The organism is Microbacterium sp. (assembly GCF_047607225.1).
Classification (GTDB): Bacteria; Actinomycetota; Actinomycetes; order Actinomycetales; family Microbacteriaceae; genus Microbacterium.
Genome location: NZ_JASGDO010000047.1, coordinates 1 through 13,149, shown reverse-complemented (window position 1 = coordinate 13,149; position 13,149 = coordinate 1). Strand labels below are relative to the sequence as shown.

Annotated in this window: 12 protein-coding genes; 8 read left to right on the top strand and 4 right to left on the bottom strand. The window is 70.4% G+C overall.

Going from position 1 to position 13,149, the window contains the following annotated elements:
* The 6 genes from QM591_RS09800 to QM591_RS09775 form a co-directional block, all read left to right on the top strand.
* Window positions 1-2,524: polymorphic toxin type 15 domain-containing protein (locus QM591_RS09800; RefSeq protein ID WP_415132044.1), on the top strand; the 2,524-nt coding region annotated here is incomplete at its 5' end.
* Between the two features lie 5 nt (window positions 2,525-2,529).
* Complete coding sequence (locus QM591_RS09795) at window positions 2,530-2,829, top strand: hypothetical protein (RefSeq protein WP_415132042.1); 300 nt, start codon at window positions 2,530-2,532, stop codon at window positions 2,827-2,829.
* Window positions 2,830-2,917: 88 nt separating this feature from the next.
* Window positions 2,918-3,499: a T6SS immunity protein Tdi1 domain-containing protein gene (locus QM591_RS09790; protein ID WP_415132040.1), complete on the top strand. Its 582-nt coding sequence runs from the start codon at window positions 2,918-2,920 to the stop codon at window positions 3,497-3,499.
* Window positions 3,496-3,828 (top strand): hypothetical protein, encoded by a 333-nt coding sequence (locus QM591_RS09785; protein ID WP_415132038.1) that lies wholly within the window; start codon window positions 3,496-3,498, stop codon window positions 3,826-3,828. The genes QM591_RS09790 and QM591_RS09785 overlap by 4 nt, the downstream gene beginning before the upstream one ends.
* Window positions 3,829-3,868: 40 nt before the next feature.
* Entirely contained in the window at window positions 3,869-4,225 is a 357-nt protein-coding gene (locus tag QM591_RS09780; protein WP_415132036.1) for a hypothetical protein, read from the top strand.
* A gap of 96 nt (window positions 4,226-4,321) precedes the next feature.
* Window positions 4,322-4,654 (top strand): hypothetical protein, encoded by a 333-nt coding sequence (locus tag QM591_RS09775; protein ID WP_415132034.1) that lies wholly within the window; start codon window positions 4,322-4,324, stop codon window positions 4,652-4,654.
* 7 nt (window positions 4,655-4,661) lie between these two features.
* On the opposite strand, the gene QM591_RS09770 is transcribed toward QM591_RS09775, so the two are convergent.
* The 4 genes from QM591_RS09770 to QM591_RS09755 are packed head-to-tail and all read right to left on the bottom strand — an operon-like array spanning window position 4,662 to window position 7,378.
* Complete coding sequence (locus tag QM591_RS09770) at window positions 4,662-5,414, bottom strand: hypothetical protein (RefSeq protein WP_415132033.1); 753 nt, start codon at window positions 5,412-5,414, stop codon at window positions 4,662-4,664.
* Window positions 5,411-6,031 (bottom strand): hypothetical protein, encoded by a 621-nt coding sequence (locus QM591_RS09765; protein WP_415132031.1) that lies wholly within the window; start codon window positions 6,029-6,031, stop codon window positions 5,411-5,413. The genes QM591_RS09770 and QM591_RS09765 overlap by 4 nt, the downstream gene beginning before the upstream one ends.
* A gap of 49 nt (window positions 6,032-6,080) precedes the next feature.
* The gene (locus tag QM591_RS09760) at window positions 6,081-6,842 is read right to left on the bottom strand and encodes a hypothetical protein (RefSeq protein WP_415132029.1); all 762 of its coding nucleotides are present in this window, start codon (window positions 6,840-6,842) and stop codon (window positions 6,081-6,083) included.
* Window positions 6,839-7,378, bottom strand: coding sequence for a hypothetical protein (locus QM591_RS09755; RefSeq protein WP_415132027.1), 540 nt, complete (start codon window positions 7,376-7,378; stop codon window positions 6,839-6,841). Before QM591_RS09755 ends, QM591_RS09760 begins: the two co-directional genes overlap by 4 nt.
* 96 nt (window positions 7,379-7,474) lie before the next feature.
* Between QM591_RS09755 and QM591_RS09750 the strand changes: the two genes are divergently transcribed.
* Window positions 7,475-8,548: a hypothetical protein gene (locus QM591_RS09750; RefSeq protein ID WP_415132025.1), complete on the top strand. Its 1,074-nt coding sequence runs from the start codon at window positions 7,475-7,477 to the stop codon at window positions 8,546-8,548.
* A 22-nt stretch (window positions 8,549-8,570) separates the two neighbouring features.
* Entirely contained in the window at window positions 8,571-12,902 is a 4,332-nt protein-coding gene (locus tag QM591_RS09745) for an FtsK/SpoIIIE domain-containing protein (protein WP_415132023.1), read from the top strand.
* Window positions 12,903-13,149 lie beyond the last annotated feature (247 nt).

Sequence of the window (13,149 nt, the reverse complement as noted above, 5' to 3'; positions counted from 1 at the left end):
TCCGGATGCTCCGTCGGCTCCGGATGCTCCGTCGGCTCCGGATGCTCCGTCGGCTCCGGATGCTCCGTCGGGCCCGGATGCTCCGTCGGCTCCGGACGCCCCGTCGGCTCCGGACGCTCCGTCGGGCCCGGATGCTCCGTCGGCTCCGGACGCCCCGTCGGGCCCGGACGCTCCGTCGGCTCCGGACGCCCCGTCGGCTCCGGACGCTCCCGCGGCACCGGCCGACGGCCCCGCGCCTGCCGACGATGCCCCGGCCGCAGACGGTTCCGCGACCCCCTCGGCGGATGCTCCGGTCGCTGGCGCCGCCGTTCCGGGTGCATCGTCGACCCCGTCGTCTCCCGCCACCGCTGATGTCGACGCTCCGTCGGCGCCGGAGTCCGACGCTCCGACATCGCCGGAGATCGACGCACCGACGGCACCCGACGCGCTTCCGGTCGACGGACCCTCCTCTCCCGAAGGCCCCTCGTCCTCGGACACGGCAGACGGCCCCGGTCGCGACGGCGATGTCCCGCCGGTCGAGGCCGAAGCGGTCGCCGCTGCGGGTGCCGCTGCCGCGGCAGGCGGTGTGTTCGCGCGTCCCTTCGTGCGCACACCCACGGGCTCGTCGCTCTTCGGCGGGGCACCCACGACGCCCGACGCTCCCGCATCGTCGGCACCGAACACGCCGACGGGAGCAGGGTCGACCTCGCCTGACGCTCCGACCGCACCCGGGCACGCCTCCGATGGCTCGGACGGCCCGGGAACCACGTACAACGGCTACGACATCCCCGAGCTGACCCCGGAGATCCGCCAACGACTCGACGATCTCGCTTCCCAGCCCGACGCGCCGATCGTGCGCAACCCCGACGGATCGTACTCGCTGGCCGAGTCGATCCCGGTGCGCCCGTTCGAGATGAAGAACCCGAAGCACGACTGGGACGAGTTCCAGCGTCAGGTGGGTCTGCAGCAGCAGGGCCTGAACGATCTGACGATCGCGGAGTGGCAGCACAACGTCGACTTCTACGACGCCAACGGACGTGTCGCGAAGTCCGAGCAGGCCGCCGCCAACGCCGCGTTGCAGGCAGCCGGCATAGATATGGACGGCCAGGCGGTCCTCCACGGCCCCGACCAGGTGGCCGGTGGACGACCCGACCGATTCGACGGTGCAGGGGACGGGGGAGTGAACAGCTCGCTCGGCAACCAGTGGCGCCAGCGCATCGGCGATCTCCGGCTCGACGTCGACATCACGGCGAGCAGTATCGATCCGTCGCTTCACCCCCACATTCGGATGAACGTCGAGTTCGGAGCGGTCAATGTCCGCGATGGTGGCGCGGTGGCATCTGCCAGCACGCTCGGCTCGGCCACTCCGATTACCGCTCCGACAGCGTCCTCGGCTTCGGCACCGTCGGCTTCCACGCCGTCGGCGCCCTCGACGGACGGCGCAGGACCACACGCCGACGCTTCGACGGCCGACGGAACGGTGGTAAGCGAGCCCGTGGCGCCGACTTCCGACGTCGTCGCCGACGGCCCCGCAGGGGACGATGTCGCCACGCCGGACTCCGGTTCCGACGCTGCCGACACCCCCGGCGAGGCGCCGGCCGGCGAGCAGCCGGACCCGGTATCGGACGGTCGTCACGAGATCCTCGACGACGCCTACGACCGCATCGAGGCGCCGGAGTCGCGCGCGGACGCCGTGCAGCGCGTGAACGAAGCCGGCTATGCCGCCGACTCGGGGCGCTTCGGCAACAACTGCCACCACGTCGTGAACGCGCTGGAGTTGCGCATGCGCGGCTACGACGTGATCGCGAGTCCCACCGTCCAGAGCGCATCGTACGACTTCGACACGCAGGTGATCTCGGATGCGTTCGAGGGCCGCTATCCGCACGCCATCGCCGCGGACTGGGTTCAAGCGGATGGCACCCGTCGTGAGTTCGCGAGCATCGACGCCGACGACGGCAGCACGCCCCAGCAGGCTCTCGAGGACGCCACTGCCGAGTGGCCCGAGGGCGCGCGCGGCTTCATCCTCGGTCAGTGGAAGGCTGGTGGTGGCCACATCTTCTCGGTCGTCAAGGATGCCGATGGACTTCGTATCCTCGACGGACAGGTCAACATCGTTGACGCGAGTGGATACCTCAACCGTATGAAGTTCGGCGGACTTGATCATCCTGCGGAGAGCATGCAGGTCATGCGCGTCGACGATCTGATCCCCACGGCTGAGGTCCTCAAGACGTCCACTCCCGCGCGGCAGGAGGAACTCGACCTCATCGGTGAATGGGGTTCCAGCCAGACTGCGGCGGAGCGTCCGCGGGAGATGATCGACCGTGAGCGAGCCCGCAACGCGCAGTGGCGTGAACGCAACCGGGAGCTTATCGCGGAGCTCGACGCGGTCATCGCTGACCCGGATGCGACACCTGAAGCGCGGGCCCAAGCCCAGGAGCGCAAGGGCGGGCTCGAGTATCAGAACTGGGCGTTGGAGACCGGTGCGTGGCGATTCGAACAGGCACTCCAGGCCACAAGTCTGCCGACCCCTGCTGTGGGAGACTGAACGACATGCTGACACCGAGAGAGGCTGAGCAACGCCTGCGGGACTACTTCCGCGAGGATCCGCCGCCGCTGAGGGGAACGCTGTACTTCCCCGGGGGGTGGGCAGAGGATGACGAGGATTACCTGCTCGAGTGGGGCGCGCGTGAGTTCATCGTCGATGGACGTGAGTCCTTCGGGCGGTGGGACAACCTGGTCTACTTCGTGAACAAGCACACGGGGGAAGTCAGCAAGGGTCATTTCAATGCGAATTTCGGGAAGATCGACAAGATGGTCGAACACTTCTCTCCCGAGGAGAGATACCGCTGATGCCCTCGTCCACCGTCGACGTGGCGATTCGCACAGGCACTGCAGGCCGCAGATCCGTCGACGAGGGCCATGACCGAGAGAGAAACGAATGACCGTCTTCGACAGCTTTCAGCAGGTCGCGCCGATCCCGGCCGAGACCATCGAGCGGTTCGCCGGGCGCGCGCCGGCCGAGGCCGTCGAGGCATGGCGCACGAACGGCGCCGGCTTCGTCGGCGATGACGGCTACGTCCGCCTCGTCGACCCGGCACGGGCAGCCGAGATGCTCGACGGCGTTATCGGTCTCCCTGACGGAGCGGTCGTGTTGTTCACTACCGCGCTCGGAGATCTGGTCGTGCATGCCAACGGTGTCTACCTCGTGGTCAAGGCGCGGTGGGGAGCCATCGATGTCATCCAGGGCGCGTCGTTCGCTCAGGTCGCCGCCTCGCTGGCCGACCCCGCACAGCGGGATCGCGTCTGGGAGTGGCAGCCCTATCCCGACGCGGCCGAGCGGGACGGTGTTCCGGCCTTCGAGCAGTGCTTCGGCTTCGTCCCCCTTCTCGCCCTGGGCGGTCCCGCCACCGCCGATCACCTGCAGTTGTCGGGTCTGTACGAGCACCTCGCGGTGATCGCGCAGCTGGCCGGCCCGCCCCAGGTGCGCGGCCTCCTCTCGATCAACGGCACGCCATCGTGACCAGCGCAGCTCTGGAGCAGCGGTGCGCCGCGCTTCGTCAGCCCGTCGTCGACCTGGTCGAGACCGGCATCCTGGCCACGATGAAGCCGTCGGAGATCCCCGTGCTGCGAGAGAGGATCGCTGCGGTGCAGTCGGTACTGTCGGCCGGTACGGACGGGATCGAGGAGGAGTCCTACCTCTCCTGGCACCCGGTGGCCATCGCTACGCTGCATCGTATGGAGCAGGCGGCCCGGGCCGGGGACGCTGCGGAGGCGTGGCGATTGTTCAAAGAGCCGACCACGGGATTCTTCCCCTTGAGCCAGTCCTGTCAGGGGCAGCCGGGGTGGTGAATCCAGGGCCAGTCGGGGTTGCAGCTGGAACGAGTGCGGCATGATCCCCCCGCACATCGACGGCTTTCTCGACGCAGCGCTGCGGCTCGACGCCGCGTCCTTCGCCCGGATCCGCGCGACCCGCGCGGAAGAGACCGCAGCGGGCCGCCGCGATGCGAGCCGCGCGCCGCGGCTGTCTGCCGCGGAGTTCTCCGCGCTCGACAAGCGTGTTCGCGATGTCCTGCGTCCACGGTCGGAGGAGTTCCGCGGGGCGCCAGGCGGATTGCGCGCGGCGATTACGGTAACCGAGGTGGCAGCACAGGCGCTGTGGAAGCCCGACGTGCTCACCGCCGCGCAGTACGAGTCGTTCGTTGCTCCCTTCCGCGCGGAGGGCGTCGCTGTGCCTCCGCGCAGTTGACACGCCGTGTTTCACTGAGCGGGCTCGCGCGGAGGAGAATGTTCGTGTGATCAGACAGGGGGCAGAGGCGTGATTCCGAAAGAGGTCGAGGTATTCGTGAGCGACGCTCTCGCGCTGGATGCGGCGACGCTGAAGGAGCTGTACGCGACTGTGCTGAAGACGCCGGGGGTGCGTGAGCTGATCCGCTCGGATGTGCTCTCGATCTCGGCAGCGCCGTTCTCCGCGCTCGACAAGCGCGTGCGCGACGGTCTGCGTCCGCGCGCGGGCGAGTTGACCACCGGGTCGGGAACGACGGGCTTGTCGCCGGCGATCACGCTGGTGATGCTCGGAGCCCGCGTCGTCTGGAATCGAGAGAAGCTGACTCCCGAGATGTACGAGACGATTGCGGCGCTGTTCCGTGCCCGGGGCGTGACGGTTCCGACCGTGTGATGCGGTCTCAGCGCGGCATGGCACCAGCGATGACGTCGTCGAGGTAGGGGCCCTTCCAGCGGAGGGCCGGCGGAAGTTGCTCGAAGAGCGAATGGGCGATCCCGCGCTGCTTCGCGACCCCGAACAGCACGGTCACGACCGCTTGCACGTCGTGGGCGTCGTACACCGCATCCAGGAGAAGAGGGACGACGCCGCGGCGATGACCGTCGGGCCAGCGGGGGTACAGCGTGACGCGCGACGCGGCGGTGGCGTCCTGCGCGCGGGAGCGAAGGGACTCGCCGTCTCGGACGGCGAGTTCGCAGAGGATCGTTCCGTTGCCGGCCTTGACAGCGGCGCGACCGACCCATCCGAACACGGGGATCCGGCTCTGCCGGCGCACCCTCTCCCGATGGTCGGTGACGCAGACGAACACCAGCTCGTCCCACTCGATCTCGCCGAGTCCCGGCAGGCGGACGCCCCGCTCGTCGGCGCGGAGCACGCCGTCGCCGCCCGTCATCAGGCGCAGCATGCGGACGCGAGAGCGCGACGTCCACAGGACGGCGAGGCAGAGGACCACGAACAGGCCCGCGAGAGCATAGGTGAATCCGGAACCGAAGCCCGTCGCGATCATCACCACGAGGCCGGCGACGGCGCCCGCCAACAGGATGACGGCGCCGGTGACGAGCCCGGCGTTCCACCGACGCGCGCGCGAGACGAGTCCTTCGTCGGCGCGCACCGCGAAATCGGGCAGGCGCGGCGCCGCCGCAGCGGGGTCGCTCATGGCCGCAGCTGGGGATCGGTGGTGCCGCCGGCCGGCACGTAGGGCTTCGCGAAGTCTTCGGCGCGGCGGCGCTTGATCTGCACGTAACCGCGGTCGGCCAGCTCGATGAGAGGCCAGGCGCGCGGTTCGCCCGTGCCGCGCTGCTCGATCGTCACGAAGGCGCGGCGATCGGGGTCGGCGCGATAGATGTGCACCCGCAGGTCGCCGCGTTTGGCCACCGGTACCGGCAGATACTGTGCCGGATCCCCGGTCGACAGTCGACGGTGGAGCTCGTCGGCCGTCGATGCGTCGCCGTCGACGACGAGCTCGAACCCGCGCAGCACGCTCCCGGTCGACAGGCGCACCCATCGCGTGGAGTTCGACAGAGCGAGCCAGCCGAAGAGGAAGGCGGCGAAGGCGCTCAGCCCCACCGCGGCGGGGGCGACGATCCCGGCGAACGCGGTCGTGGATCGTCCCCGCCACGACACGGTCTCGGTCTGGGCGAGGTCGCCGTAGAAGACGATCGCCAGGACGAGGCCGAGAAGGGCGATCGCGGCGAGGCCCCCGAAGACCGCCGTCAATCCCGGGGAACGGCGAAGCGCAAAGTCCGGATGCGTGGAGAGCGTGGCGTCCTTCATCGATCCTCCATCGTCACTGTCGCACCGGCATGGGTGCGGGTCTGGCCGGTCATTCGGTTGCTCCGGGGCAGGCGAGCGTCTTCTCCGCGGCATCGACGTCGATCTCGCCGCCCCATTCCGCGAACGTCAGGGCGCCCTCGCCGCTTGCATCCGCGGCGACGAACGAGCGGGGGAGCGGCGGTCCATAGCGCTCGACGGTGAGCACTCCGACCACCGAGCCTTCCTCTCCGGCGACGACATCGATCGTGTCGACGTCGTCGCCGATCGGTGGGTTGGCTCCCACGCCGCCGCTGCCGAGGAGCGTCGTCACGAGCGCGGCTGGGTCGAGGAGCGGAGCGAAGTCGACCAGGGCGGGATCCAGACCCGAACTGCACACGACCTCGTCCGCGGCGCGCCCTTCGAAGGCGCGCGCGAACCCGGCATTGCCCCGTACGCGACTGCCTTCCGCGGTCACCAGCGCCGCGACGCGTACGTCGCCGGCAGTGATCGTCGCCGTATACGTCGATGCGGTGCCGTGGAAGTCGAGAGATACGGTGCGTCCTCGCCGCGGATCCGTGTCGGGGTCGGGCTGGACGATCTCCGTGATCTGACCGGTGATGTGGACGGGGCCGCCGGCGCGCACCGCCTGCGCGACGATCGACGTCACGTCGGAGCCGCTGCGCAGCCACAGGCCGTTGCCATCGGCGGGGTCAGCCGAGCGCAGGTCGATGCCGCTGGGAGTCGGCGGCGGATCAGCGGGACGCGTGCACCCCGACAGCGACATCGCTCCCGCGAGCAGGGCCGCGAGCACGAGCGCGGGACGGCGCCTCATTGCGCGTCGGCGACGCAGGCCGCGGCGCCGTTCTGCGCCTGGAGGCTCGCTGCGTCGAGGGAGACCTCTTCGGTGCGAGAGGCGGGCCGGACGACGAAACAGCTCGAGTCGTCGTACAACGCGGCGGCGGAGAAGACCCACGCCGATGTCCCGCGGACCATCTGGCTGAGATCGGTGACGTCGCCGCCGGCGGAGACCTGATAGAGCGCATAGTCCGCGTCGGGACCGTCCCAGTGCAGCACGATGTTCCCGGCCTCGGAACGGATGGTGAGGCCCGTCACCTTCACGGAGTCGTCGGTGACCATCGAGACGATCCACCACGCCGCGGCGGCACCCAGCGCGAGGAACGTCGTGACGACCGACACGATGAAGGCGGGGTGGAGCCACCACGGCCGCTGCCGCTCGGGGGCCTCGACGATCTCGGGAAGCGGTGCTCCCCCCGAACCGAGGTCCCGCAGCGATGACGCACCGATGCGCGGACGACCGGGCTCGTCGCCGATGCTCGCGTGAGACGACGGCGCCGACTGTCCAGTCATTCGGTTCCCTCCGTTGCCCGCGCCCGCGGATGGTCCGTGCGGCCCGTACCATGCTATATCGAGGCATACGCCACGACCGGTGAGGCAGGAGGGCGCGTGGGCGGACATCGACGCGGCATCGTCGCGCTCCTCGTCGCGACCGTCCTCGCGATCGGTGGCGCGGGAATCGCCCAGGCCGACGTCGAGGACGCGCCGACTCCCTCGGGGCCGGCCGATGTTGCGATTCCCTATCGCGACACCGCCTCCATCGAGCCGCAGTATCCGTGGCGCGTCGCCTCGTGCGCCGACGTTCGCGCCGCGAGCGACCTCGTGGCCTCCTGCGATGCGGAGTCGATCGTCCTGTCCGCCGACACCTACGACCCGGACGCGGGGACGACGGTGATCCCGGTGACGCTGTCCAGCACCGGTCCGTCCGGCGCGGGGCGGAAGATGACGGTGCGCTATCGCGTCACGCTCGAGGCGCCCCCCGCGCCCGCCGCGCGTCCGATCCCCGAACGGGCGGTCGCTGCCGGAGCGCTCCTGCGTGTGCCTCTCTCAGAGTTCTCCCTCGCGTGCACCATCTGCGGGGAAGGGGGTGGAAGCCGCGTGCTGGGGGTCGAGCCGGCAGAAGCGGGGTCGGCCTGGACGACTCCGACGCACGTCGTCTTCCGCGCCTCTCGCGACTATCGCGGTGACGCCGAGATCCGGGTCGGGTTCAGCGACGACGTGGGCTCGGAGACCCAGACGGGCATCGTCGCCTTCGTCTATCCCGCCCGCGACCAGGTCTGGGCGGGCGATGTGTTCGTAGCCGTCGACGCGAAAGGTCGTGCCGAGATCGATCTGGCCGCGTTGTCCGGCAGTGCCGCCGGAGCCGACGTCGTCGTGGTGGGATGCGGCGCCGCCGTCCACGGCACGGTCACGTGCGCGGACGGAACGGCTCGCTACGCCGGAAAGACACTGCCGGACCAGTTCGCCTTCCGTGTCGTCTCCGGGGCCGACCAGGCGTGGGGGTCTGTGACACTGGTGCCGGAGGGAGACGCGGTCGGGCCGGTTCCGATGGCGCCGACCCCGGAACGCACGACGGTGCCGATGCGGATCGTTCCGCCGGCGCCGCCGAAGGAGAACAGCGGCGCGCAGGACGGCCTTTTCATCCCCTTCACGGCTCTACTGGACCGGGTGGGCGCACGATGACCATTCATGGCGAGGAGAACGCATGTCGATGAGAGTCACCGTCGGCAGTCGCGCCGGCCGTTCGGCCGCAGGCTCGTGGGTCCTCGAGACCGACGAGGCCACCACGGTCGCCGAGGCGGCCGAGGCCCTCGGTGTCCCGGTGGGGGCGCTGGCGCCCGGAGCGGAGCCCACCGACCCGCTTGCCGCCGCTCCCGTGCTCTCGGGCGGCATGATCCTTCCGGATGCCGCTCCGGTGGCACTGGAACCGGGTGCTGTCCGGCTCGCAATCGTCGGTGGCCCGTTCTCCGGCGAGGCGATCGCCCTGCGCCGTGGCGTCGCGTTCACCGTGGGGAGTGCGGGCGCCGACCTCGTCATCGCCGACGAGGGGCTGCAGCCGGTGCACGCCTCGGTCACGACCTCGGCGGAGACCCACGGCGGAGGCCCGCTGACGGGGCAGATCGAGCCCGCGGGGCCCGAGGCCGCCGTGTGGGTGAACGGAGAGAGGATCTCCGGCCCGACGACCTTCGCTCCCGCCGACCTCGTCCAGGTGGGCGCCAGTATCCTCCGCCTCGGGTTCGTCCCCGCCTCCGACGCCGACGTCCGGCGCGACCCGCTCGGCGACCGCGCTTTCAACCGTCCGGCGCGCATCATGCCGCCGACCGAGCCGCCGATCGTCGTCCTCCCGGGGGAGAAGCCGGACGACCCGGACCAGTCGCCCCTGCCGTGGCTCTCGGCGATCATCCCGGTCGTGCTGGGGGTGACGATGGCTCTCGTCTTCGGCCGCGCCATCATGCTCCTCATGGCTGCCGCGAGCCCCATCATGGTGATCGGGTCGTTCCTGACCAATCGCAAGCTCGCCAAGAAGAAGGGGCTGAAGACCGAACAGCAGTGGATCGACGAGGTTCACGCCGCCGGCGACCGGATCGCCGATCTCACGCGTCGTCAGCGTCTCAGCTCCTGGTACCGGATGCCCGACGCCGTCGTGATCGAAGACATCGCCACCGCCCCGTTGTCGCGCCTGTGGGAGCGCCGCCGATCGGACTCCGACGCGATGGCCGTGCGTATCGGCGTCGGCGAGGTCGACCTCGACGCCCGCTTCGAGGGAGGGGGCAAGGACCGGGGAGTGGCCCACCGTGTCGGTGTCACGCCGTCGCCGATCGCCGCCGACCTGCGTCGTGGCGTCCTCGGCATCGCGGGCGACCGCACCGCCGCCACCTCGCTCGTGCGCTCGGTGATCGTCTCCTTCGCGTCGCTGCGCTCTCCCCGCGACGGTCGCATCGTCGTCATCTGCCCCGACGATGCGGCCGAGGACTGGTCGTTCTCGCAGTGGCTCCCGCACACCCAGCCGGCGGGAGCCGGTCCCGTCACGATCGGCAACACCGACGACACGCGCCGGGAGCGCCTGCGGGAGCTCACGGTCGACCTCGAGCATCGGTTGCGGGTCGCGGGGCAGAAGGGAGCTGGAGCGTCCGAGGACATCCTCGTCGTCGTCGACGGCGCCCGTGACGCGCGCATGCTGCCCGGGATGGTGCCCCTGCTGGAGCAGGGCGCAGCGGTCGGCATCCACATCGTGGCGATCGACGCGGAACGCGCCCGACTCCCGGAGGAGGCGCGCAGCATCGTCGAGATCGATCCGATCGACCCGTCGGTGGCGCGCGTCGAGACCGGCGGCGCGTACCACCCGGTGGTCCTCCTCGACGGGATGTCCATCCCCCGGGCCGAGCGGATCGCGCGGTGCCTGTGCTCGCTGCGGCACGTCAGCGGCGTCGGAGACGACGCGATCCTCCCCGACACCGTGCGCTTCGTCGACCTCATGCGCATGGACCTCGAGGACCCGTCTCCGCTCATCCGCCGCTGGACCACGCAGCCGCGCAACACGTTCGTCGTCGTCGGCGCCACCGGTGACGGCGAGTTCGCGCTCGACATCAGCCGCGACGGTCCCCACGCGCTCGTGGCCGGAACCACCGGTTCGGGGAAGTCCGAGTTCCTGCAGACGCTCGTCGTCTCCTTGGCGCTGGCCAATCGTCCCGACGCCTTGAACTTCGTGCTCGTGGACTACAAGGGCGGGTCGGCGTTCGCCGACTGCGAGCGGCTGCCCCACACGGTGGGCATGGTGACGAACCTCGACGCGCGCGAGACCGAGCGCGCGTTGGCCTCGTTGGAGGCCGAGCTCAAGCGTCGCGAGCGCGTGCTGCGCGATATGGGGGCCAAGGACATCGATGCCGCCTGGGCCAAGGACGCCGATACGGCGGCGGCACGTGGACTTGCCCGCCTCATGATCGTTATCGACGAGTTCGCGGAGTTGCGCACCGAGCTCCCCGAGTTCATCGACGGTCTCGTGCGTATCGCCCGCGTCGGACGTTCGCTGGGGGTCAACCTGGTCCTGGCGACTCAGCGCCCCGCCGGGGTGGTCACTCCCGAGATGCAGTCCAACATCAACCTGCGCGTGGCGCTGCGGGTGACCGATCGCACCGACTCGTCCGACGTTCTGGGCTCCCCGGAGGCCTCACTCATCTCGCCCGCTACGCCGGGACGCGCGTATGTGCGGATGGGGCCGTCCTCGGCACCGGTCGCCTTCCAGGCGGCGCGCGTGGCGGGTCTTCGCCCCGGCGTGCAGCGCACCACGCGCATGGCGCCGCGCAAGGCGGCGCTGCGCTGGGACACCCTCGGCTTCACCCCCAAGTTCCCGCCCGCGCCGTCTGCCGCCGGCGAGGTCACCGATCACGACGACACCGACCTCCGCGCGATCGTGGGCCTCATCGGGCGAGCGACGGCGGAGCTCGGCATCCGGAGGAACCCGTCGCCGTGGCTCGTCCCGCTTCCCACGGTGCTGCCGCTGGACCGGTTCCAGGGCGAACCGATCCCCGAGCATGCGATCGTCCTCGGTCTCGAAGACGTTCCCGGCGAGCAGTCTCAGCATCCACTCGTGTGGGATGCCCGCGCCGCCTCCCATGTCCTCTTCATCGGCGGGTCGATGTCGGGGCGCACCTCGGCGCTGCGCATGATGACGGCGCAGCTCATCCAGCAGTTTGCCCCCAACGACCTGCACATGTACGTCATCGACTTCGGAAACGGCGCGCTCCTGCCTCTGGTCGACGCGCCGCACACGGGTGCGGTGGTCACCCAGCTCGACGCCGACCGGCTGCCGCGACTCGTTCAGGCGCTCTTGGAGGATCTCGCACGCCGTCAGGCCGTCATGGCCTCGGCCGGGGTGGGCCACATCTCGGAACAGCGTGCGCAGGCGCGGCCGGAGGACAGGCTGGCGTACGCGGTCGTGGTCGTCGACGGCTGGGAGCGCATGCTCTCGACGATGAACCCCGACCAGCTCGTGACCTTCCGGGATCAGTTCATGCGGATCCTCCGTGAGGGCCCCGCGGTCGGCGTGCGTGTGCTGATCACGGGCGACCGTGGCGTGTCCGGCGACAAGATCACGGCGTTCATCGACGAGCAGTACGTCTTGCCGCTGCGCGACCTCTCGGACTACCGCACCGCGGGCATCATGACGAAGGACATCCCCGCCGACATGCCTCCGGGGCGGGTGCTGTTCGGCGCGGGGGGAGCGGAGGCGCAACTGGCGACGCTCTCCCGCGACACCGCCGGCGAGGCGCAGACGACACTGTTGCGCCGCACCGTGGAGCAGGTGCGCGACCACTTCGACGCATTCCCGGAGTTGGCGGACCTGCCCACCGCGCTGCGGGTGGATCCGCTTCCGAGCTACATCTCCCTGAGCGAGGCGCTCTCGCTCCCCGCAGGCGACTCCGGGCCCGAGGACGGTCCCGTCGTCGCGGTCGGAGGCGACGTGCTCTCTCGCTACACGGTCGACTGGCCCGGAGCGGGCGGCTTCCTCGTGGTGGGGCCACGACGGTCCGGGCGCTCGACGGCGCTCGCCGGGATCCTGCACCAATTGGCCTCGCGCGGACGCGGGCCGTTCCTCGTCGTCTCCGCCCGCGAGTCGGTGCTGACGGAGGTCGCGCGTTCGCACGGCATCGCGGTCGTGGACAGCGCCTTGCTCACGCCGCCGGAACTGGAGGCTCAGCTTCCCGCCGACGGAGCGCTGACCACGATCGTCGTGGACGATGCCGACCAGTACAAGAACGCTCCGATCGAGCACGCCCTCACCGGTGTCAAGCACCGTGCCGCTTTCATCGTCGGCGCGGACAGTGACGCCCTGTCCACGCTGTTCGGGGGGCCGGTGGTCGAGGCCAAGCGGTCCCGACAGGCGCTCGTGCTGCGGCCCGAGTCGACGATCATGGGCACCCAGGCGATCGGCTCGCCGATTCCGAAGTTCATGCTGGGCCGCGGGACCCCCGGCTCCGCCGTGGTCACCACGCCCTCCGGCTGGCTGGCCGCGCGCGTTCCCGACGTGCGCCAATGACCGAGGGCAGACGCGCGAGCGGCCACGAGCCTAGACTGGGGGAGTCTGTGCCACGGGAGAGGACGGGAGCGAGATGGCATCTGCTCGGTGCGCGTACTGCAACGCGACCCTGACGCCCAACAGCGCCTACTGCCTGGAGTGCGGGCAACAGATCCCGCAGGCCTCCGCGGTCTCGGCGGCCTCAGCGGCGGGAGTCTCCGCCGCCGCCCCCGCCAGCGCGCGTGCCGCCGCCGCTCCGTCCGGCGGC

Coding starts and splice junctions, on each gene's coding strand:
- QM591_RS09745 (WP_415132023.1), top strand. CDS start 8,571: ATGTCGATGAGAGTCACCGTCGGCAGTCGCGCCGGCCGTTCGGCCGCA.
- QM591_RS09780 (WP_415132036.1), top strand. CDS start 3,869: ATGATCCCCCCGCACATCGACGGCTTTCTCGACGCAGCGCTGCGGCTC.
- QM591_RS09755 (WP_415132027.1), bottom strand. CDS start 7,378: ATGACTGGACAGTCGGCGCCGTCGTCTCACGCGAGCATCGGCGACGAG.
- QM591_RS09760 (WP_415132029.1), bottom strand. CDS start 6,842: ATGAGGCGCCGTCCCGCGCTCGTGCTCGCGGCCCTGCTCGCGGGAGCG.
- QM591_RS09790 (WP_415132040.1), top strand. CDS start 2,918: ATGACCGTCTTCGACAGCTTTCAGCAGGTCGCGCCGATCCCGGCCGAG.
- QM591_RS09795 (WP_415132042.1), top strand. CDS start 2,530: ATGCTGACACCGAGAGAGGCTGAGCAACGCCTGCGGGACTACTTCCGC.
- QM591_RS09770 (WP_415132033.1), bottom strand. CDS start 5,414: ATGAGCGACCCCGCTGCGGCGGCGCCGCGCCTGCCCGATTTCGCGGTG.
- QM591_RS09765 (WP_415132031.1), bottom strand. CDS start 6,031: ATGAAGGACGCCACGCTCTCCACGCATCCGGACTTTGCGCTTCGCCGT.